General features: G+C 44.0%; 11 protein-coding genes. 3 read left to right on the top strand and 8 right to left on the bottom strand.

Going from position 1 to position 14,895, the window contains the following annotated elements; translation table 11 throughout:
* Window positions 1-35: 35 nt before the first annotated feature.
* Genes NYE25_RS22565 through NYE25_RS22555 form a run of 3 tightly spaced genes read left to right on the top strand, consistent with a single transcriptional unit; the run spans window position 36 to window position 2,528 of the window.
* The gene (locus NYE25_RS22565; protein WP_197071295.1) at window positions 36-779 is read left to right on the top strand and encodes a metal ABC transporter ATP-binding protein; all 744 of its coding nucleotides are present in this window, start codon (window positions 36-38) and stop codon (window positions 777-779) included.
* Complete coding sequence (locus NYE25_RS22560) at window positions 772-1,614, top strand: metal ABC transporter permease (protein WP_341146865.1); 843 nt, start codon at window positions 772-774, stop codon at window positions 1,612-1,614. Before NYE25_RS22565 ends, NYE25_RS22560 begins: the two co-directional genes overlap by 8 nt.
* Entirely contained in the window at window positions 1,611-2,528 is a 918-nt protein-coding gene (locus NYE25_RS22555) for a metal ABC transporter substrate-binding protein (RefSeq protein ID WP_341146864.1), read from the top strand. The genes NYE25_RS22560 and NYE25_RS22555 overlap by 4 nt, the downstream gene beginning before the upstream one ends.
* Window positions 2,529-3,030: 502 nt before the next feature.
* Here NYE25_RS22555 and NYE25_RS22550 read toward each other — a convergent pair.
* From NYE25_RS22550 to NYE25_RS22515, 8 genes are all read right to left on the bottom strand, one after another.
* Window positions 3,031-3,789 carry an ABC transporter ATP-binding protein gene (locus NYE25_RS22550; protein ID WP_341050755.1) on the bottom strand — a complete coding sequence of 253 codons (759 nt, stop codon included), beginning with the start codon at window positions 3,787-3,789 and terminating at the stop codon, window positions 3,031-3,033.
* Between the two features lie 3 nt (window positions 3,790-3,792).
* On the bottom strand, window positions 3,793-6,111 hold the full coding sequence (locus NYE25_RS22545) for an ABC transporter permease (RefSeq protein ID WP_341146863.1): 2,319 nt from the start codon (window positions 6,109-6,111) through the stop codon (window positions 3,793-3,795).
* 51 nt (window positions 6,112-6,162) lie between these two features.
* Window positions 6,163-6,813: a TetR/AcrR family transcriptional regulator gene (locus tag NYE25_RS22540; RefSeq protein ID WP_341050759.1), complete on the bottom strand. Its 651-nt coding sequence runs from the start codon at window positions 6,811-6,813 to the stop codon at window positions 6,163-6,165.
* Between the two features lie 221 nt (window positions 6,814-7,034).
* Window positions 7,035-7,409 carry a 5'-nucleotidase C-terminal domain-containing protein gene (locus NYE25_RS22535; RefSeq protein WP_341050760.1) on the bottom strand — a complete coding sequence of 125 codons (375 nt, stop codon included), beginning with the start codon at window positions 7,407-7,409 and terminating at the stop codon, window positions 7,035-7,037.
* Between the two features lie 15 nt (window positions 7,410-7,424).
* Complete coding sequence (locus NYE25_RS22530; RefSeq protein WP_341050761.1) at window positions 7,425-8,648, bottom strand: hypothetical protein; 1,224 nt, start codon at window positions 8,646-8,648, stop codon at window positions 7,425-7,427.
* A 41-nt stretch (window positions 8,649-8,689) separates the two neighbouring features.
* Window positions 8,690-10,432 carry a FecR family protein gene (locus tag NYE25_RS22525; protein WP_341146862.1) on the bottom strand — a complete coding sequence of 581 codons (1,743 nt, stop codon included), beginning with the start codon at window positions 10,430-10,432 and terminating at the stop codon, window positions 8,690-8,692.
* Window positions 10,429-12,189 carry a CHASE2 domain-containing protein gene (locus NYE25_RS22520; protein ID WP_341146861.1) on the bottom strand — a complete coding sequence of 587 codons (1,761 nt, stop codon included), beginning with the start codon at window positions 12,187-12,189 and terminating at the stop codon, window positions 10,429-10,431. The genes NYE25_RS22525 and NYE25_RS22520 overlap by 4 nt, the downstream gene beginning before the upstream one ends.
* A 23-nt stretch (window positions 12,190-12,212) precedes the next feature.
* Window positions 12,213-14,831, bottom strand: coding sequence for an SLC13 family permease (locus tag NYE25_RS22515; protein WP_341146860.1), 2,619 nt, complete (start codon window positions 14,829-14,831; stop codon window positions 12,213-12,215).
* Window positions 14,832-14,895 lie beyond the last annotated feature (64 nt).

Here is a 14,895-nt window from a genome sequence, read left to right as displayed (position 1 = left end):
AATCAATAAATTTCAAGACGAGGAGCTTTTTAATGATTGAAATTAGAAACCTAAACGTGGATTATTTCGGTAATTCAGCGCTAGAAAATGTAAATATCGATATTCCCTTTGGGTACACCATCGGAATTATCGGGCCAAATGGTGCAGGAAAATCGACATTCATTAAGTCATTGTTAGAAGTAATCAAGAAAAGAAGCGGGACGGTGAGGGTAGAGGGAAAAGACATTTCTGAGTATAAACGGAAGATCGCATATGTACCGCAAAAAAATGATATTGACCTTACTTTTCCAATCACAGTGAACGATACAGTGCTAACTGGAACCTATCCAAACTTAAGAATTTTCCAGCGCCCCGGGAAAAAAGAGCGGCAACGCGTCGAGGAATGTATGGCCATGGTAGATATAAGTGATCTTGCAAATAAACAAATTAGTAATTTGTCTGGAGGACAACTTCAAAGGGTTTTTATTGCCAGAGCGCTTGCCCAAAAAGCAGATGTATTTTTTTTAGATGAACCTTTTGTCGGCATAGATCTAGTCAGTGAGAAAATTATTGTAAAACTGCTTAAACAGCTTCGTGAAGAAGGGAAAACCATATTGATCGTTCATCATGATTTACATGAAGTCGAAGAATATTTTGACAAAGTAATCATTCTCAATAAAAAGCTTATTGCTTTTGGCGATGTGAAAGACACCTTTACAGCTGACAATATCCTCAATGCTTACGGGGCATCCTTAGGTAATCTGGTAATCAAAGGAATGGGGGGCGCCGAAAATGATTGATTATTTCTCATCATTATTAAACATTCCGATCTATGCGCTTAACGCCGGATTGTCTGCTATCATTCTTGGTATTGTTTCAGGGGTTTTAGGAAGTTTTATTGTACTCAGAAAGATGTCATTAATGGGCGATGCTTTGTCTCATGCTGTATTACCAGGTGTGGCGTTATCTTATATTTTAGGGATTAACATTCTTGTGGGAGCTTCATTGTTTGGACTTTTAGCGGCCATCCTCATTCAATTCATAACAAGTCGCAGCAATATCAAAAGTGATACCTCGATCGGAATTATTCTCAGCTCATTTTTCGCTCTAGGAATTGTCTTAATCACTTTCGCCAAGAGCGGGCTTGATCTAACCCATATTTTATTTGGTAACATTTTGGCCGTCCCGCAGTCTGAGTTAACGCAATCATTTATTATCATGCTTGTTGTTATAGCCATCATTTCGTTGTTGTATAAAGAACTGTTAATTAGTTCGTTTGATCCTGTCGTCTCTAAGGCATTTGGTTTAAAAACGGGATTCTATCATTATTTATTGATGATGCTGTTATCCGTGGTTACTGTGTCCTCATTATCTCAAGTAGGCATTGTGCTTGTGATTGCAATGCTAGTTATTCCAGCAGCTACATCTTATCTTTGGACGAATAAGCTGATCCACATGATTGTCCTGGCTTCTACCATCGGCGCTGTATCTGGAATTATAGGTGTGATCATTAGCTTTAGATTCAATTTACCTACAAGTGCCAGCATTGTTCTGGTAGGCGTAAGTTTGTTTGCTATATCATTTATTATCTCGCCCAAAAATAATTTTCTAAGGAAAGGGTTGAAACAAGGATGAAAACAATAAAGATGCTCTCTTTGACAATGTTCATCTTACTATTTACCGCATGTTCAAATGTTAGTGAGGGAGAAGCAGACCATGACAAGTTGAAGATTGTTGCAACCTACTCCATTATCGCGGATATGACCGAAAACATTGTAGGGGAGAAAGCCGAGGTCTATAGCATGGTTCCCATCGGAACAGATCCGCATATGTACGATCCACTACCTAAGGACACAAGTAAAGTATCTAGCGCAGATTTAGTTTTTTATAACGGATTGAACCTGGAAACAGGTAAGGGGTGGTTCCAAGACCTTCTTGATGTCACTAATAAAAAGGATGTCGCTTTTGCCGTCTCAGATGAAGTAACTCCAATGTACCTAACAGAAAAAGGCAAAGAAACTCAAGAAGATCCTCATGCCTGGCTTGATGTTCAGAATGCTATTAAATATGTAGATATCATCACTAAACATGTAATCGAAAAAGATCCGGACAACAAAGAATTTTATCTGAATAACCAATCAGAATATGTTAAGAAGCTTAATGAATTGGATCAATATGCAAAAGAAGCGGTAGAAAAAGTCCCGCAGGAGAAACGTATTTTGGTTACAAGCGAAGGGGCATTTAAATATTTTTCAAAAGCCTACGGATTTGAATCCGCATTTATTTGGGAAATCAATACCGATAGTCAAGGAACGCCAGAACAAATGAAAAACATCATTAACATTATTGATGAAAATCAAGTGCCGGCTTTATTTCTGGAAACGAGCGTTAATCCGAAAACAATGGAGACCATCTCCAATGAAACGGGTGTACCGATACACTCCAAGATTTTCACCGATTCTTTAGCGAAGAAAGGCGAAGAAGGCGACACATACGTTAAGATGATTAAATGGAATATTGATAAAGTCGTTGAAGGATTATCGTCATAAAAATAGGCTGTCCGTATAACAACACTCAAGCCGAAAGTCATAGAAATTATTATGAAAACTGAATTTTCAAACTAGATGACCTTTCAAAGTCATCGTAATCGGGTATTGAATTATAGTTCCATTCCAATTGTTGCACAAGCATCGCATATATGGATCATTAGGTTACATGGCACATGCTCAGCACCAACATGAAGCACATAAAAAATTTATATATCAATGTTTTTCTCAAAGCCACTCGATCAGGGGAATGGTAATTCCCCTGACTGGTAAAATTTCAACCGATAATTTGTATTGTGCTTCACCTCTTAGCAAACCCGATGCCTAGAAAGAAAAAAGGCATCGGGTTTTGGTTTACTAATTTGAAATATTAAATGTTTTATTGAGCATGAATGGCCAGAGATAGCTAAATCCACCGGAATATCAGCGGTATATCCATAATCAATATCAGGTGATATTTCATAACCGAAAGGAATTGGTTCATGTGCAGAATCGAATATCCAATTTATATTCCTATTTCCCGCATTTTCGCCGTGACTCTTTCCATTCTGTCGTCAATATCTGTGCCGCTGAATTTCTGAAGTCGCATTTCGCTTACGATTTTTCCGTCACGCATAAACATAATACGCTCTGTCCGCGCCGCAATCTTTGCATCGTGGGTTACAAGCATAACCGCAGTGCCTTCCATATTGATTTCAGAAAAAATATCCATGATTTCCTGTGCAGATTTTGAGTTAAGCGCGCCAGTCGGCTCGTCTCCAAAAATAATTTTCGGATTGCTCATAAGTGCGCGGCATATTCCTGCACGCTGAAGCTGCCCTCCCGAAACCTGTGTAATATCACGGTTTCCCAGCTCCGCAATACCCACCTTTTTCATAAGCGTTCTTGCTTTCTCAATAATCTTCGCAGCGTTTTTTCTATTGTCGCGCATGGAGGGAAGAATGATGTTGTCGAGAATATTAAGATTTTTCATAAAAGTTGCTTGTTGAAATACAAATCCCATTTTTGTTCTGCGTATGTCGGCAAATTCATTTTCTTTGAGGGATGATAAATCCCTGCTGTCAAAAGCAACCTTGCCACCGTCGACACCGTCCATTCCGCTCAGCGCAAACATCAGCGTCGATTTTCCTGAGCCCGAAGGTCCCATAACCGCAACAAACTCTCCCTCGTTTATTTCAACGGACACTCCGTCAAGAACATTTCGCTTCTCATCGCCCTCACCGAAAGATTTTACTATGTTTTCACCGATAATAATCTTTTTCATTAGCTACTCCTTTATGTTTTCGGGTATTTTTATTTGTCCCGCGCCCAATGTGCCAATAATTGTCGCGATAAGTACGGAGCCTGCCATCATAAGCGGATACAACAAATATGCCGATAGCGGATTGACCACAAACTTAAATGACGATGCTCCAAACGAGGAGATCACCGCTCCTGTGAGAACCTCTCCGATAGTGTTTGCCAAAAGCGTGCCGAGAACAATTCCGACGAGCAGAACGAATACCGAACGCGTTACATACTGCACCATAATATCCGAATTTGTAAAACCTAACGCTTTCATCATGGCAATGGAATATCTGTCCTTTGTAACAAGCATTTTCATAAACAACAGTGTAACCAGTACCATTATTATCAGCGCAACGGCAATTGCGGCATAGGAGGCCTTTCCGACGGAGCTTATTGTCGAGCCGAATGTCTGTGTAATATATTCATCAATGCCTGAAATCTTTGCATAATCAAACCGGTCCGCATATTCCGAAGCTTTGCCGTCAACAAGAGATTTATCTGAAAGCTCTGCGTAGATAACGCTCCACATCATATCTAACGAGTTGTCGGTGAAAGCAGCCTTTGCGGTTTTACCACCGTTGGTGATGTCGGAGTAAATTCCGCTTACCGTGAGATTTTTCTCTTCCTCTTCAATCACCAACGTAATGACATCCCCGACCCTTTTGCCCAGTTCATCAGCGTTCAAAACCGAAAGCGCAATTTCATTTTCTGCTGCGGGTGCTCTGCCCGCGGAATATCCCAGAGGGAATATCGAATGGTCGCCAAGCTCAATTTTCAAGCTTTCCTCCAAGCCTTTTTCCGTCTTTGCTTTGAATGTTTTAGTTGTAAGCACGGCATATTGGGATATGGATCCGTCGCTCTCCATCGCCTTTGCAATTTCCGCTGCTTTTCCAGAAATATTATCAGTCTGCTGAATGTCAACGCGCATATCGGAGCTTCCTATCCCCATATATGTGATGAAGCTTTTTGAAGAAATAGTGTTGTACAGGTTCTGCGGAACAATAATGATAAAGGTCGAAATTACAAGCACCACAAGCATCGTGGCGTAAAGTCTTTTCCTTGCGAGTACATCTTTGATGCCGAGAAAAATATTTGTGTTAAACAGCCTATTTCTGTTCAGGCAAAACCGCTTTGCACCCGCGGATTTTTCTTGTGAAATACCAAAACGAATGGCTTCCGTGGGGGATATTTTCCGAAAGCGTTTCAGCACTATGCTTACATTAGCGATAATAGCAAGGAATACAAGCAGTACGCCGATTAATCCAAGAAACAAGGCAAAAGAAGCATTGCCGCTTTCCCCCATGTAAAGCCGTATATTTTCAAGAAGCATGCCTCTGAACACAAACGAGAATGCAAATCCAAGTGTACAGCCAGCCGCCGCAATCGCCGCGTATTTCGCAATATAAATCTTTTTTATGTCGGAAACGCGCAGCCCTATTGCTTTCAAAACGCCAATTTCACGGTAGTCGTCTTCGATTTTCGCAAGGAGCGTAAAGCGTATGCACATAAATGCGATTGCAACGACAAGCACGCTTATAAGAAGTATGACCGCTATCATCAACCCGTCGGAAATTGCGTTAAGCATTTTGAAAAGCGGATATGTAATCGTCGGTCCGTTTGCTTCAAGTCCAGCGGAGGTATAAGCTGTTTCAAACGCGCCAAGCTCGGACAAATCCTTTAATCTAAATTCAATCAGATACTCCGTGCTTCCAAAATCCTTTATTTCGGCAAAGTCATTTTCGCTCACAAGAAACCTCTTTGACGAGGCAAGCAATGAATTCATCTGTGAATCGCGAAGAAAACCCGCAACAGTAAGCTTCTTTCCGAATACGGTGGTCTGGTCACCGAGCTTTGCAATACCATCCTTCATATAGCTTATTGGAACATATAGCTCACCGTCTGCTACGTTTATGACTTTCCCGTCTAGATCAAGAAGATAATCAAATTTACTGCTTTGGGTGCTAAAGCCGTTGTCCTGAACACTGTTTGCAAGCGAATTTCCGTCCATTACTATCTGCGTACTGTCTACATTGAGAAACTCAAGCACCTGAAATTCATCGACATTGCTGCTTTGCTCCGCGAAAGCTGCAAGCCGCTCATTATCAATTGCGCCTGAATGCATCTGCATAAAATGCGGGGTTTTTGCCTGTGTCATTAACGTATCAATCGCACCTGATAAATGTACGACAAGAACTGCCGCGAGAGAAACTAGCATGGCCGCTGCAGCGACAAATATCATAGTTGTCAGTGTGATTAATTTGCTTTTTGAAATGTCATTGCGGATTATTCTGAAATACATAAGTCACCTCTGTTTCAAACTTTTAACCGACTTCAAAATCGATTTTCCCCATTATTCAGTGCTACCTACATGATCGCTGCCAAACATCTGCATAGCGGACATAAAGCTTCCACTTTCAGCACCAAGCAGCCTTTCTGCGTTGAAAACAAACGCCTGTATGCGTGAAGCGCTCTCCTCCTCGTTCGCCATAGTCACCATATCATCATCAAAAACAATATTCGCATATGTCACAATCATTTCCATGCATTCATAAGGGAATGGAGTGCTAAACAGTCCCTGTTCAATGCCCTCGCAAATTATTCCTGTCAGGATCGGCGTAACACCGTTGATTATGATCTTTTCTATCTTCTGATGCATTAGCGCGTTCTGCGGCTTGTTAATATGGTCAATAATTTCCTTGCCGTTTCCTCCACTAATGTTAAGTGACATTACAACACGGATAATGCGCTCGTTTACGGGTATACTCTTGTCTGCAGCATTTTCCTTCGCCGCTTCTAAAATGAGAACCGTATAGCGCTCAATTAGAGCGTCCATAATATCCTCTTTCGACTTGAAGTGATAATACAGCGTTCCCCGCGCAATCCCGACCTTTTCCAAAATATCGTTTGTACTTGTGCCATCAAAGCCCTTCTGACCAAAAAGCTCATCTGCCGCGTCAAGTATTTCGTTCTTGCGCTCCTCGGCTTTTTTTATAACTCTCATTTTTACAGCTCCCATCTATAGACCGACTGCCTGTCTATTTCAGGCTAGCATAATGTTGATTTAAAGTAAAGCTCGATTGAACATTTCCTTGAACCATAAACGAACGAAAAAAGCCGAGCGAAAATCCGGAATGCATACCTGGAATTCTTCGGCTTAGCAATAAATAATAACATCCCTCTCTCATGGGACACTTTTCCATATGAGTCTGTATATTCCCCCTATTATCCGCCAGTTCGACGTATGATCAAATGCCAGAACGTCATGTGAGCCGGCATCCCTCTCAAGTTGCTGTAAAAGGGCTCGTCCAGCTCGAAAAGCCGTTTCATTCTTCGAAACATCGGATAACGCGAAGCTTGCTCCGCCAAATAGTTTGTCATGACAATCGTGAACATATCCGTATCCCGAACCGCTTGTCCCCGATACTCGCACGTCTGAAGACGTGCGCCAATCGGACGCGAAACATCAATTGTATACTGAATGCCTTCGAACATAATGAACTGATAAAGCTGAAGATGCGGCTTAAGCCATTCCTCTTGCGGCTCCATGGTATGCGCGTCATACCATGAAGCACTGGCTTCCAGAGCAGCAAGCAGCACCGCCCATCTGGAAAACTATTCGGACGCCTTAAGAGGTTGAGTAGCACTATTTAACTTCACCTGTGCTCCGTCCAACCACACTTGCATGTTATTACCCGCTGGCAGCAGTGGAACTGATTCAAGCAGATCAGCCTCGCTACGCAGTGGCTTAAGAGCTTGCAAATCAAGATTCAATACCTTTAGCTTGTTATTCAGTGTATCGGTCACATACAGCTTCCCGGAGGCAAGCGCAACACCGGAAGGCTGATCAAACATCACTTTATCCAATACTCCAACCTGATCTCCCGAGGTCCCCTGCCCTGCGACTGTTATGACTTTTCCATCCTTCTGAATGGCCCGAACCCTATGGTTCAGACTATCAGCAATCAGCAATACCCCATCGGCGTAGGCCAGTCCACGAGGACGATTGAACAGCGCCGACAGACGATCTCCATTCTGGAATCCTCCAGCCATATATCCAGTCACTGGATCAACCGTCGTTGCTTTGCCCGCAAAGGCCTCAACCTTATTGCCTGTAATCAAACGAATCATCTGATTCCCACTGTCAGCCACATAGAGATTACCGGTTTCATCGAACACAAGACCCACCGGCTCATTAAATTTGGCCGAAGCTACCGAACCATCTAAATAAGCACCATTATTACCCTGCTGACCCGCAAAAGTTGTCACAATACCTTGGGGTGTAACTTTGCGAATCACATGATTCAGCGTATCGGCAACATATACGTTGTCATTGCTGTCTACTGCCAATCCACCCGGCGCGTTAAACTGCGCGGTATTGGGTTGTCCATCTTTATAGCCGGCCACTCCTGTTCCTGCGAGGGTATATACTTCTCCATTCTTTATTTTACGGATAACATGATTGTCGGTATCACTGATATAGATAATGCCTTTACTGTCAGCAGCGGTATACGTTGGATGATTGAACAAGGCCTTCGCACTCTTAGCATCGATATATCCTTCAGCACCTTGTCCAGCCACTGTCTGCAGCTCTCCATTGCTCCACTTGCTGATAACACCGCTTCCGGACTGAACGATAATGAGGTCATTGCTACCAGGTACGGCAGTCAGTCCCCACGGCTGTTTAAGAGAGAGCACAGCATTAGAAGAGACATTCTGATCTATACTCCCTTGAACATTGCTGCTTATGGGTTGCACTGCCTCTGCGCCGACGATACTGGATAGTGATCCGCTTATGAGTATAAATCCACAAATGATGGAGGTAAATTCCTTTTTCATTACATTATTTTCTCCTCTCGAAGGTTGCTGCACCACTGGAATTACATATTAACATAGAGCCTAAGATAATCTATTACTACCTGCATATAACCTTCCTCTGTTTCTTCAAACCTCACAAGAGGAATGATCACGATATAGGATTCTGTACCTTTAGCGTTCAAAAATTCAGGTGAAAGTTTTAGGACCGCAGTATTCTCATCGTTCCGATCCAGCGTGTATTCAAAGCCTTCAAGGGGAATTGGGGCTCCCTCATAAAATTCTAGCCAATATCCAATCTCCCCTACATCATAACCCAGTGAATGGATGATAAATTCCGGTGCTTCATCTTCACCTATAGGGCCAGTATGGTTAAAATAACTCGGAGTGATCTGTCCTTCAAAGTAAAACCCGCCGTCTGCTATCTGTTGATCCTCTTTCTGTACCTCCCCCTCGGGAAGGGCATTCTTTAATAACCCGCCGTTAACCTTAATTTGAACGAAAGACCTATAAGGAAGTGATTCACGAGACTGAATGTAAAGCTTATTCTCTCGAATGTAGACCTCGCCTAAGTCGAGCTTGTCCTCACTCTGATTCAAAGTAACACTCACTCCATCCCTTGCTGCATTTGGATTAGAGTCGTCTGCGATATTAAAAGCTAGCGGTGCTGTAAACGGTAATACAATTTCTCTGTCACTGACGAGAAAGTCATAGATATGTTCTCTAAATTCCTGCTGATCTATCTCAGGTGCACCAAGTGGATTTGGTGTTTCCGTTGGTATTGGTGTTGGTTCTGGCGTTGGCGCTGTTGTTGGTTCCAGTGTCGGTGTCGGCGTTGGTTCTGGTGTCGGTGCTGCTGTTGGTTCCGGTGTCGGTGTCGGTGTTGGTTCCGGTGTCGGTGTCGGTGTTGGATCTGGTGTTGGTGCTGCTGTTGGTTCCGGTCTAGTTGGTGGTGTTGGCTTCGTTATATCTAAAGGAGACCAACTAGATAGATCATAGTTAATCTGAGGTGGAATTGATGGTATAGGTGAGCTTGAGTGAACAGGCATAGTAGCTTTTATTTGCTGGATTAGTTGTTCGATTCTTTTCTTAGCCGATTCCAATTCCAATGTATATTTTTCTTCGTTCAGATATTTCAAATGCTGCTCTAGAGCAAATTGCGGTAATGCATTCAGGGACAGCTGCTCCTGTGTCCATTGTTCATTCTCCATAATAAGCTGTTGGGAAGCTGTTATCATACGCTCAATCAACGTGGGATTAGTAGGCGAAACTACGTGAACCGTTCCTTCCAGAACTCCCAGATAATCGCCGTTAATTCCTACCCCACCATTAAGGACTACATTATCTTGGCTATTAACGCTAACAAAAAACTCTGTGCCCATCACGCCCATGATAGCCGTCGGGGTCTCAATCTCAAACCGGGAGTCGCCTTCCAGCTTCTTTTTCACCTTGATCAGGACTTGCCCATTTTGCAGCTTCAGACTTGTCTTACCGCCCAGCGCTTTTGCACTTTCGACTAATTGGCTAATAGTAAGCGTAGTGCTGGCTCCGATCGTAACTTCTTTGTTAGCATCGAGGTCGAGGCTGATTTTCCCGTCAGTCCCAGTTATAATCGTATCGCCTTGCGTAATCGCCATTCCTTTAAAAGCGTTGAATTTCTTCGTTCCACCGCTCTTTTTCACCTCAGACTTGCCTGAGACTGCAGTTATTTTCCCCACTTTAACGCTATCCTTCGCCTCTGTGACAACCGCTGGCCAAAGAATACTGAACAACAGCATAAACGACAGTGTAAGCTTTAACGACCTCATCTCAATCCCTCCAGTTCATAGACAATGATTCCTTGTTCCTTGCCCTTTACCTTGATCTCCCCTAATGAAACAGCCGATACTCTATCTTTTACAAAAGCGTAGGTAGCCTCACTGATGAGGATTTGTCCAGGCTTCGCATTGCTTTCCAGACGGGCCGCCGTGTTGACGGTGTCTCCAATCGCTGTATAATCCATTCGTGTCTTGGAGCCAATATTCCCGAATACTGCTGGACCAGTGTGTACCCCAATGCCGAATTTCACTATAAGCCCAAACCGTTCGAACAGCTTTTGTTCCACCGCAGCCGAGCCTTCCTTCATCGCCCACGCCGCCTTCACCGCTTGCATTGGATGATCCTCCAGCAGCAATGGAGCATTAAAGATCGCCATCGTGGCATCCCCGATAAACTTGTCCAGCGTGCCATCATACTTAAAAATACAACCCGCAGTCAGATCCAGATACTCATTCAGAATCTCAACAATCTCCTCTGGTTCAGCAGCCTCCGACAGCGGAGTGAACCCGCGAATATCAACGAATAACAAGGTTAGTTCTCTGCGGCTTCCTCCCAGCTTCAGCCCTTCTTGACCGTTCTTGAGGATTTGATCGACAACCTGCGGGGCTACATATCGACCAAAAATATCCGTAACTCTACGTTTCTCCATCAGTTCTTCTAAATATTGAAAAGCTATTACGATAATACAACTAACGATTAAAAAGGGAATCACATAACCCAGTGAAATTACTATCCCTTGGTTATAGAAAAAACGACCTGCAAAGATAAGAAGTGCAATGATGACCACAATGACCGCATAGGAATATAGCATCTTCACTTTACGGAATAGTAGATAGGCTAGGAGCGCAACAAAAAGCAACATTACCTCGTTCCACTTCCAATCCAGTACCCGCTTATAATTATCGTCCAGTAGAGATTGAATGATATTTGCATGAATTTCCACACCATATAACGTATTTTTTCCGCTAATGGGTGTTAGGAAGTCATCCTTAAACCCTGTAGCATAGGGCCCTATAAGCACAATTCTATTCTCAAAATAAGATGGTGGAACCTCTCCGCTAAGAACCGCCGAATAAGGAATCTCCTCAAAGTCGCCATTGCCACCTGAATAAGGGATATAAAAGCGCCCAAAGTCATCCAGTGGCAGTTTCTGCGGATCAGCAGTGCCCCCCATCGCCTCTCTATATTTCTGGTAGACCGTCCATGACAAGCTGTGAATAGACTCCCCTTCATAGTCAAAAGAATAAAGAGCCTTACGCACCACTCGATCAGTATCGGTAATAGTATTGATATGGGCGGTTGCAGCCGCAGCCTTCCGCAAAGCCTCAAACGGCTGGGATAGCTCCAGCGCTTCGATCTTTCCCTGCTCGGTATTTGGCGCAAATGTTCCATATACCGGCAAAACTACATTCCCCGCACGGGCCACAGCCGCAGCGAATTCTGTATCCGCCTCCGGGTCCTCCGAGCCTACAGGGAACGTAAGGTCAAAACCGATCACTGCTGGATGCCCCTCGGAGAGCTTATCTAACAGCTGTGCATGAACATTTCTGCTCCACGGCCAGCTGCCAAAGTCCCCCAAGCTCTGATCGTCTATCCCGATGATAGCAATCGTAGTATCCACAGACCGCTCGTGCTGCATCACGCGGTCTTGTAACAGATGATCAATGGAGTCGAGACTCCCTCTATACAGTAGAACCGCAAAAATCACAGTAAGCAGAAGTAAAATATGTGCTAACTTTACTCTCAAAGTTCGTTTCTCCAATCTATGTATTATGGAATGAGTCCAAACCAGCGCCAATAAGGGATGCATAGAATCGCTAGTAATATAACGGCAAGTCCATAACCTAAAGCAATCTTTTGGGCCTGCTTGTGGGTAAAGGCTTTACCTTCTGCGCTATAATAAGCGGTCAGATATGTTGGTGATTGATAAGCAAAGAAGAAGGGGTCAGTGGATAACAGAATAAGGAATACAAGCACCCATGGATGAATACCCATTCCTGCGCCAATTGGAAGAAGTGCCGTAACAAGGAGAATGACTGCCGGATCATCACGAATGACAAGCGTAACTACGAAACAAATCATTATGACTGCCAATAGAAACAATACCGGTGAAGAGACAAACAAGCTCATATGCTCATATAAAAAGGAAGAAAGCACCTCGGCAATGCCAAGCTGATCAGATACACCTGCAAAACTGAATGCTACGCCAAGAAACAATAGGAAGGTCCAGTCGATACCGCTGGATAAAGTTCCTTTATCAAGTACCCCTGAGATCGTCAGTACCGCGAAGCCTATCAGCATTACCCATGTATTATCCAGCCCATGAAGCGGCTGAAGCACCATGAACACAATGCAGCCGATAATCGTCCATAAGGAGATGCGCTCGTCTTTGGTGAGTCGACCGAGCAACGCCAACTGTTCGTTAAGCACATCGCCAGACACCACCTTGGAGCCTGAAACATTTCGGAACATAAAGGATAGGACGGATAATAATACACCGCCGAAGATGATGAGCGCAGGCAGGGAATACAGTAGCCATTGCAGCCACGAAACCGATTCTCCCCCCGTCACCAAACCATAAGCCATAACATTGGTGTAAGAGCCTGTCATTACAAAAGGAGCGGTAAAGCCGTAGAATATCATAGCAGCGAGCCCTAGCCCTGCTGCTCCTTGGCTTCTTTCCCCATAACCCATAGATTCAGAGAGGGTGTGTGCAACAGGTACGCCAAGTGATACCTTAGCTGAAGAGGAGGGAATGAGCGGATTCATCATCATACCGCCAGCAACAATGCCCCATAGCTGTCCGCGATAGCTTGAGGGGAATCTTTTTAAGGCGTGCAAGGCGAATCGGTAGGAAATTCCGGACTTTGTAATCACAGCGCTAAAGCCCATAATACAAATCATAAAAATCCACGTTCCTGAAGCAAACCCAGATAAAGCCGTCTCCGTATCGGTGATGCCACCAACGACCCAGAGCATAACCATTCCTAACGCCACGACATAATCGGGGATGATATTGACGATCCACAGAATAACAGCAGCGATAGCAATCCCTATAAAAGCTGTCGCATTCGCAGACAAGTCACCTATAGGACCGATCACGAAGGCCAACACTACACATAGAAGAGCTGTAACCACAGAGACTAAGCCTAACCATCGATTCCCCTTACCCAAACGGGCCGCACCACGGGCAAGTTGCTCACTTCTTTTTCTAGCCAGCTTCTGCTTAGCCAGTCCATAGGCACGTTCACTATTTACGACCTCAGCTTTAGGGTCAGCCAGAGTATCCGTGACAATGTCTGCTAGTTGTAAGTATTCGAGCGCCTGATGATCTCTCCCCAATCGCCGACACAACTCGGTTCCCCACTCATATAACGTTAGCAGTTCACGAGAAGAGAAGGACTCCATACCGTTTAGAGCTGACTCAACAAGCGCTAGACCTTGTTCCAAATGATGAAGCTGACAATAAGGAATATAATCCTGCAAGAAACCATAATTGGATGCCAGCACCTCTATTGGAGCCTTCCTCATCAGATCAAGCAGATCTTCTTTTTCTTCCTTCAGCAGCTCACTCTTTACACGGACGTAAGTGTTCAGCGCAGTGCCCCAATTCTCCTGAGTGCCCTGCATTTCGATTACTGCAGCCCAGTTACCCTCCGCTTCATACCACTTCAGCGCCCGGTTAAACCATAATGCCATTTCTTCATAACCAAATTTATTTTTGCAAATATCATGTAGTGTAGGCTTTAAACTTGGAAGCAGCTCCAGCCGTTCTTCCTCCAACAATCCCCCTCTAAAAAAAGAGCACAGCGAAGGATATTTCTTCACCTGTTCTCGCAGAGAAAACCCGAAAGTATAGCACGAGAGCTCCCTGTTTACTACAGGAATATGTGAGCACCAAAGAATAAAATGTCTAATCTCCTCTGGCAGCTCCTCCAGCTTCTGCTCCACACGCTTATGTTCACTTTCTTTTACCGCCTGCAAGCGGCCATTGGTCGCTGTTAGTCGCTGAGATAACAACCGGATAAAATAAGCTGACAAGGTTGCATTCTCAGCAATCAGGCGGTCGAACATTTTTCGGTCGATCACGTAAAGTGTGGTTTCCACCACTGCCTGCGCCCCTGCCGAACGAGCTTCACCAGTTAGCAGCGCCATCTCTCCAAGCACTTCCCATTGTCCAAGCAGCGCTAAAGAGCGGCGGCCACCTTCTTCCATGTTCAGGAACAGCTCCATTGTGCCTCGTTCAACGATAAACATCCGATCCCCAGGATCACCCTGTTCAAATAGTAGAGTCCCCGCAGGAAGCTCCAGCTTCGTAAGCATTCCCAGCAGTTTAGCCTGCTCCATGTTTGAAAGATCTTTGAACATCTCTATTCCTGTCAGCTTCACTTACCATCTACCTCTATTTTGAAAGATTATGTCTATTAAAAATTTATTCAAAAATATTATATAT

Source organism: Paenibacillus sp. FSL E2-8871 (assembly GCF_038000345.1).
GTDB lineage: Bacteria > Bacillota > Bacilli > Paenibacillales > Paenibacillaceae > Paenibacillus_AQ.
The sequence above is the reverse complement of the archived record's forward strand: the minus strand, read 5'-3'. Positions and strand labels throughout refer to the sequence as shown.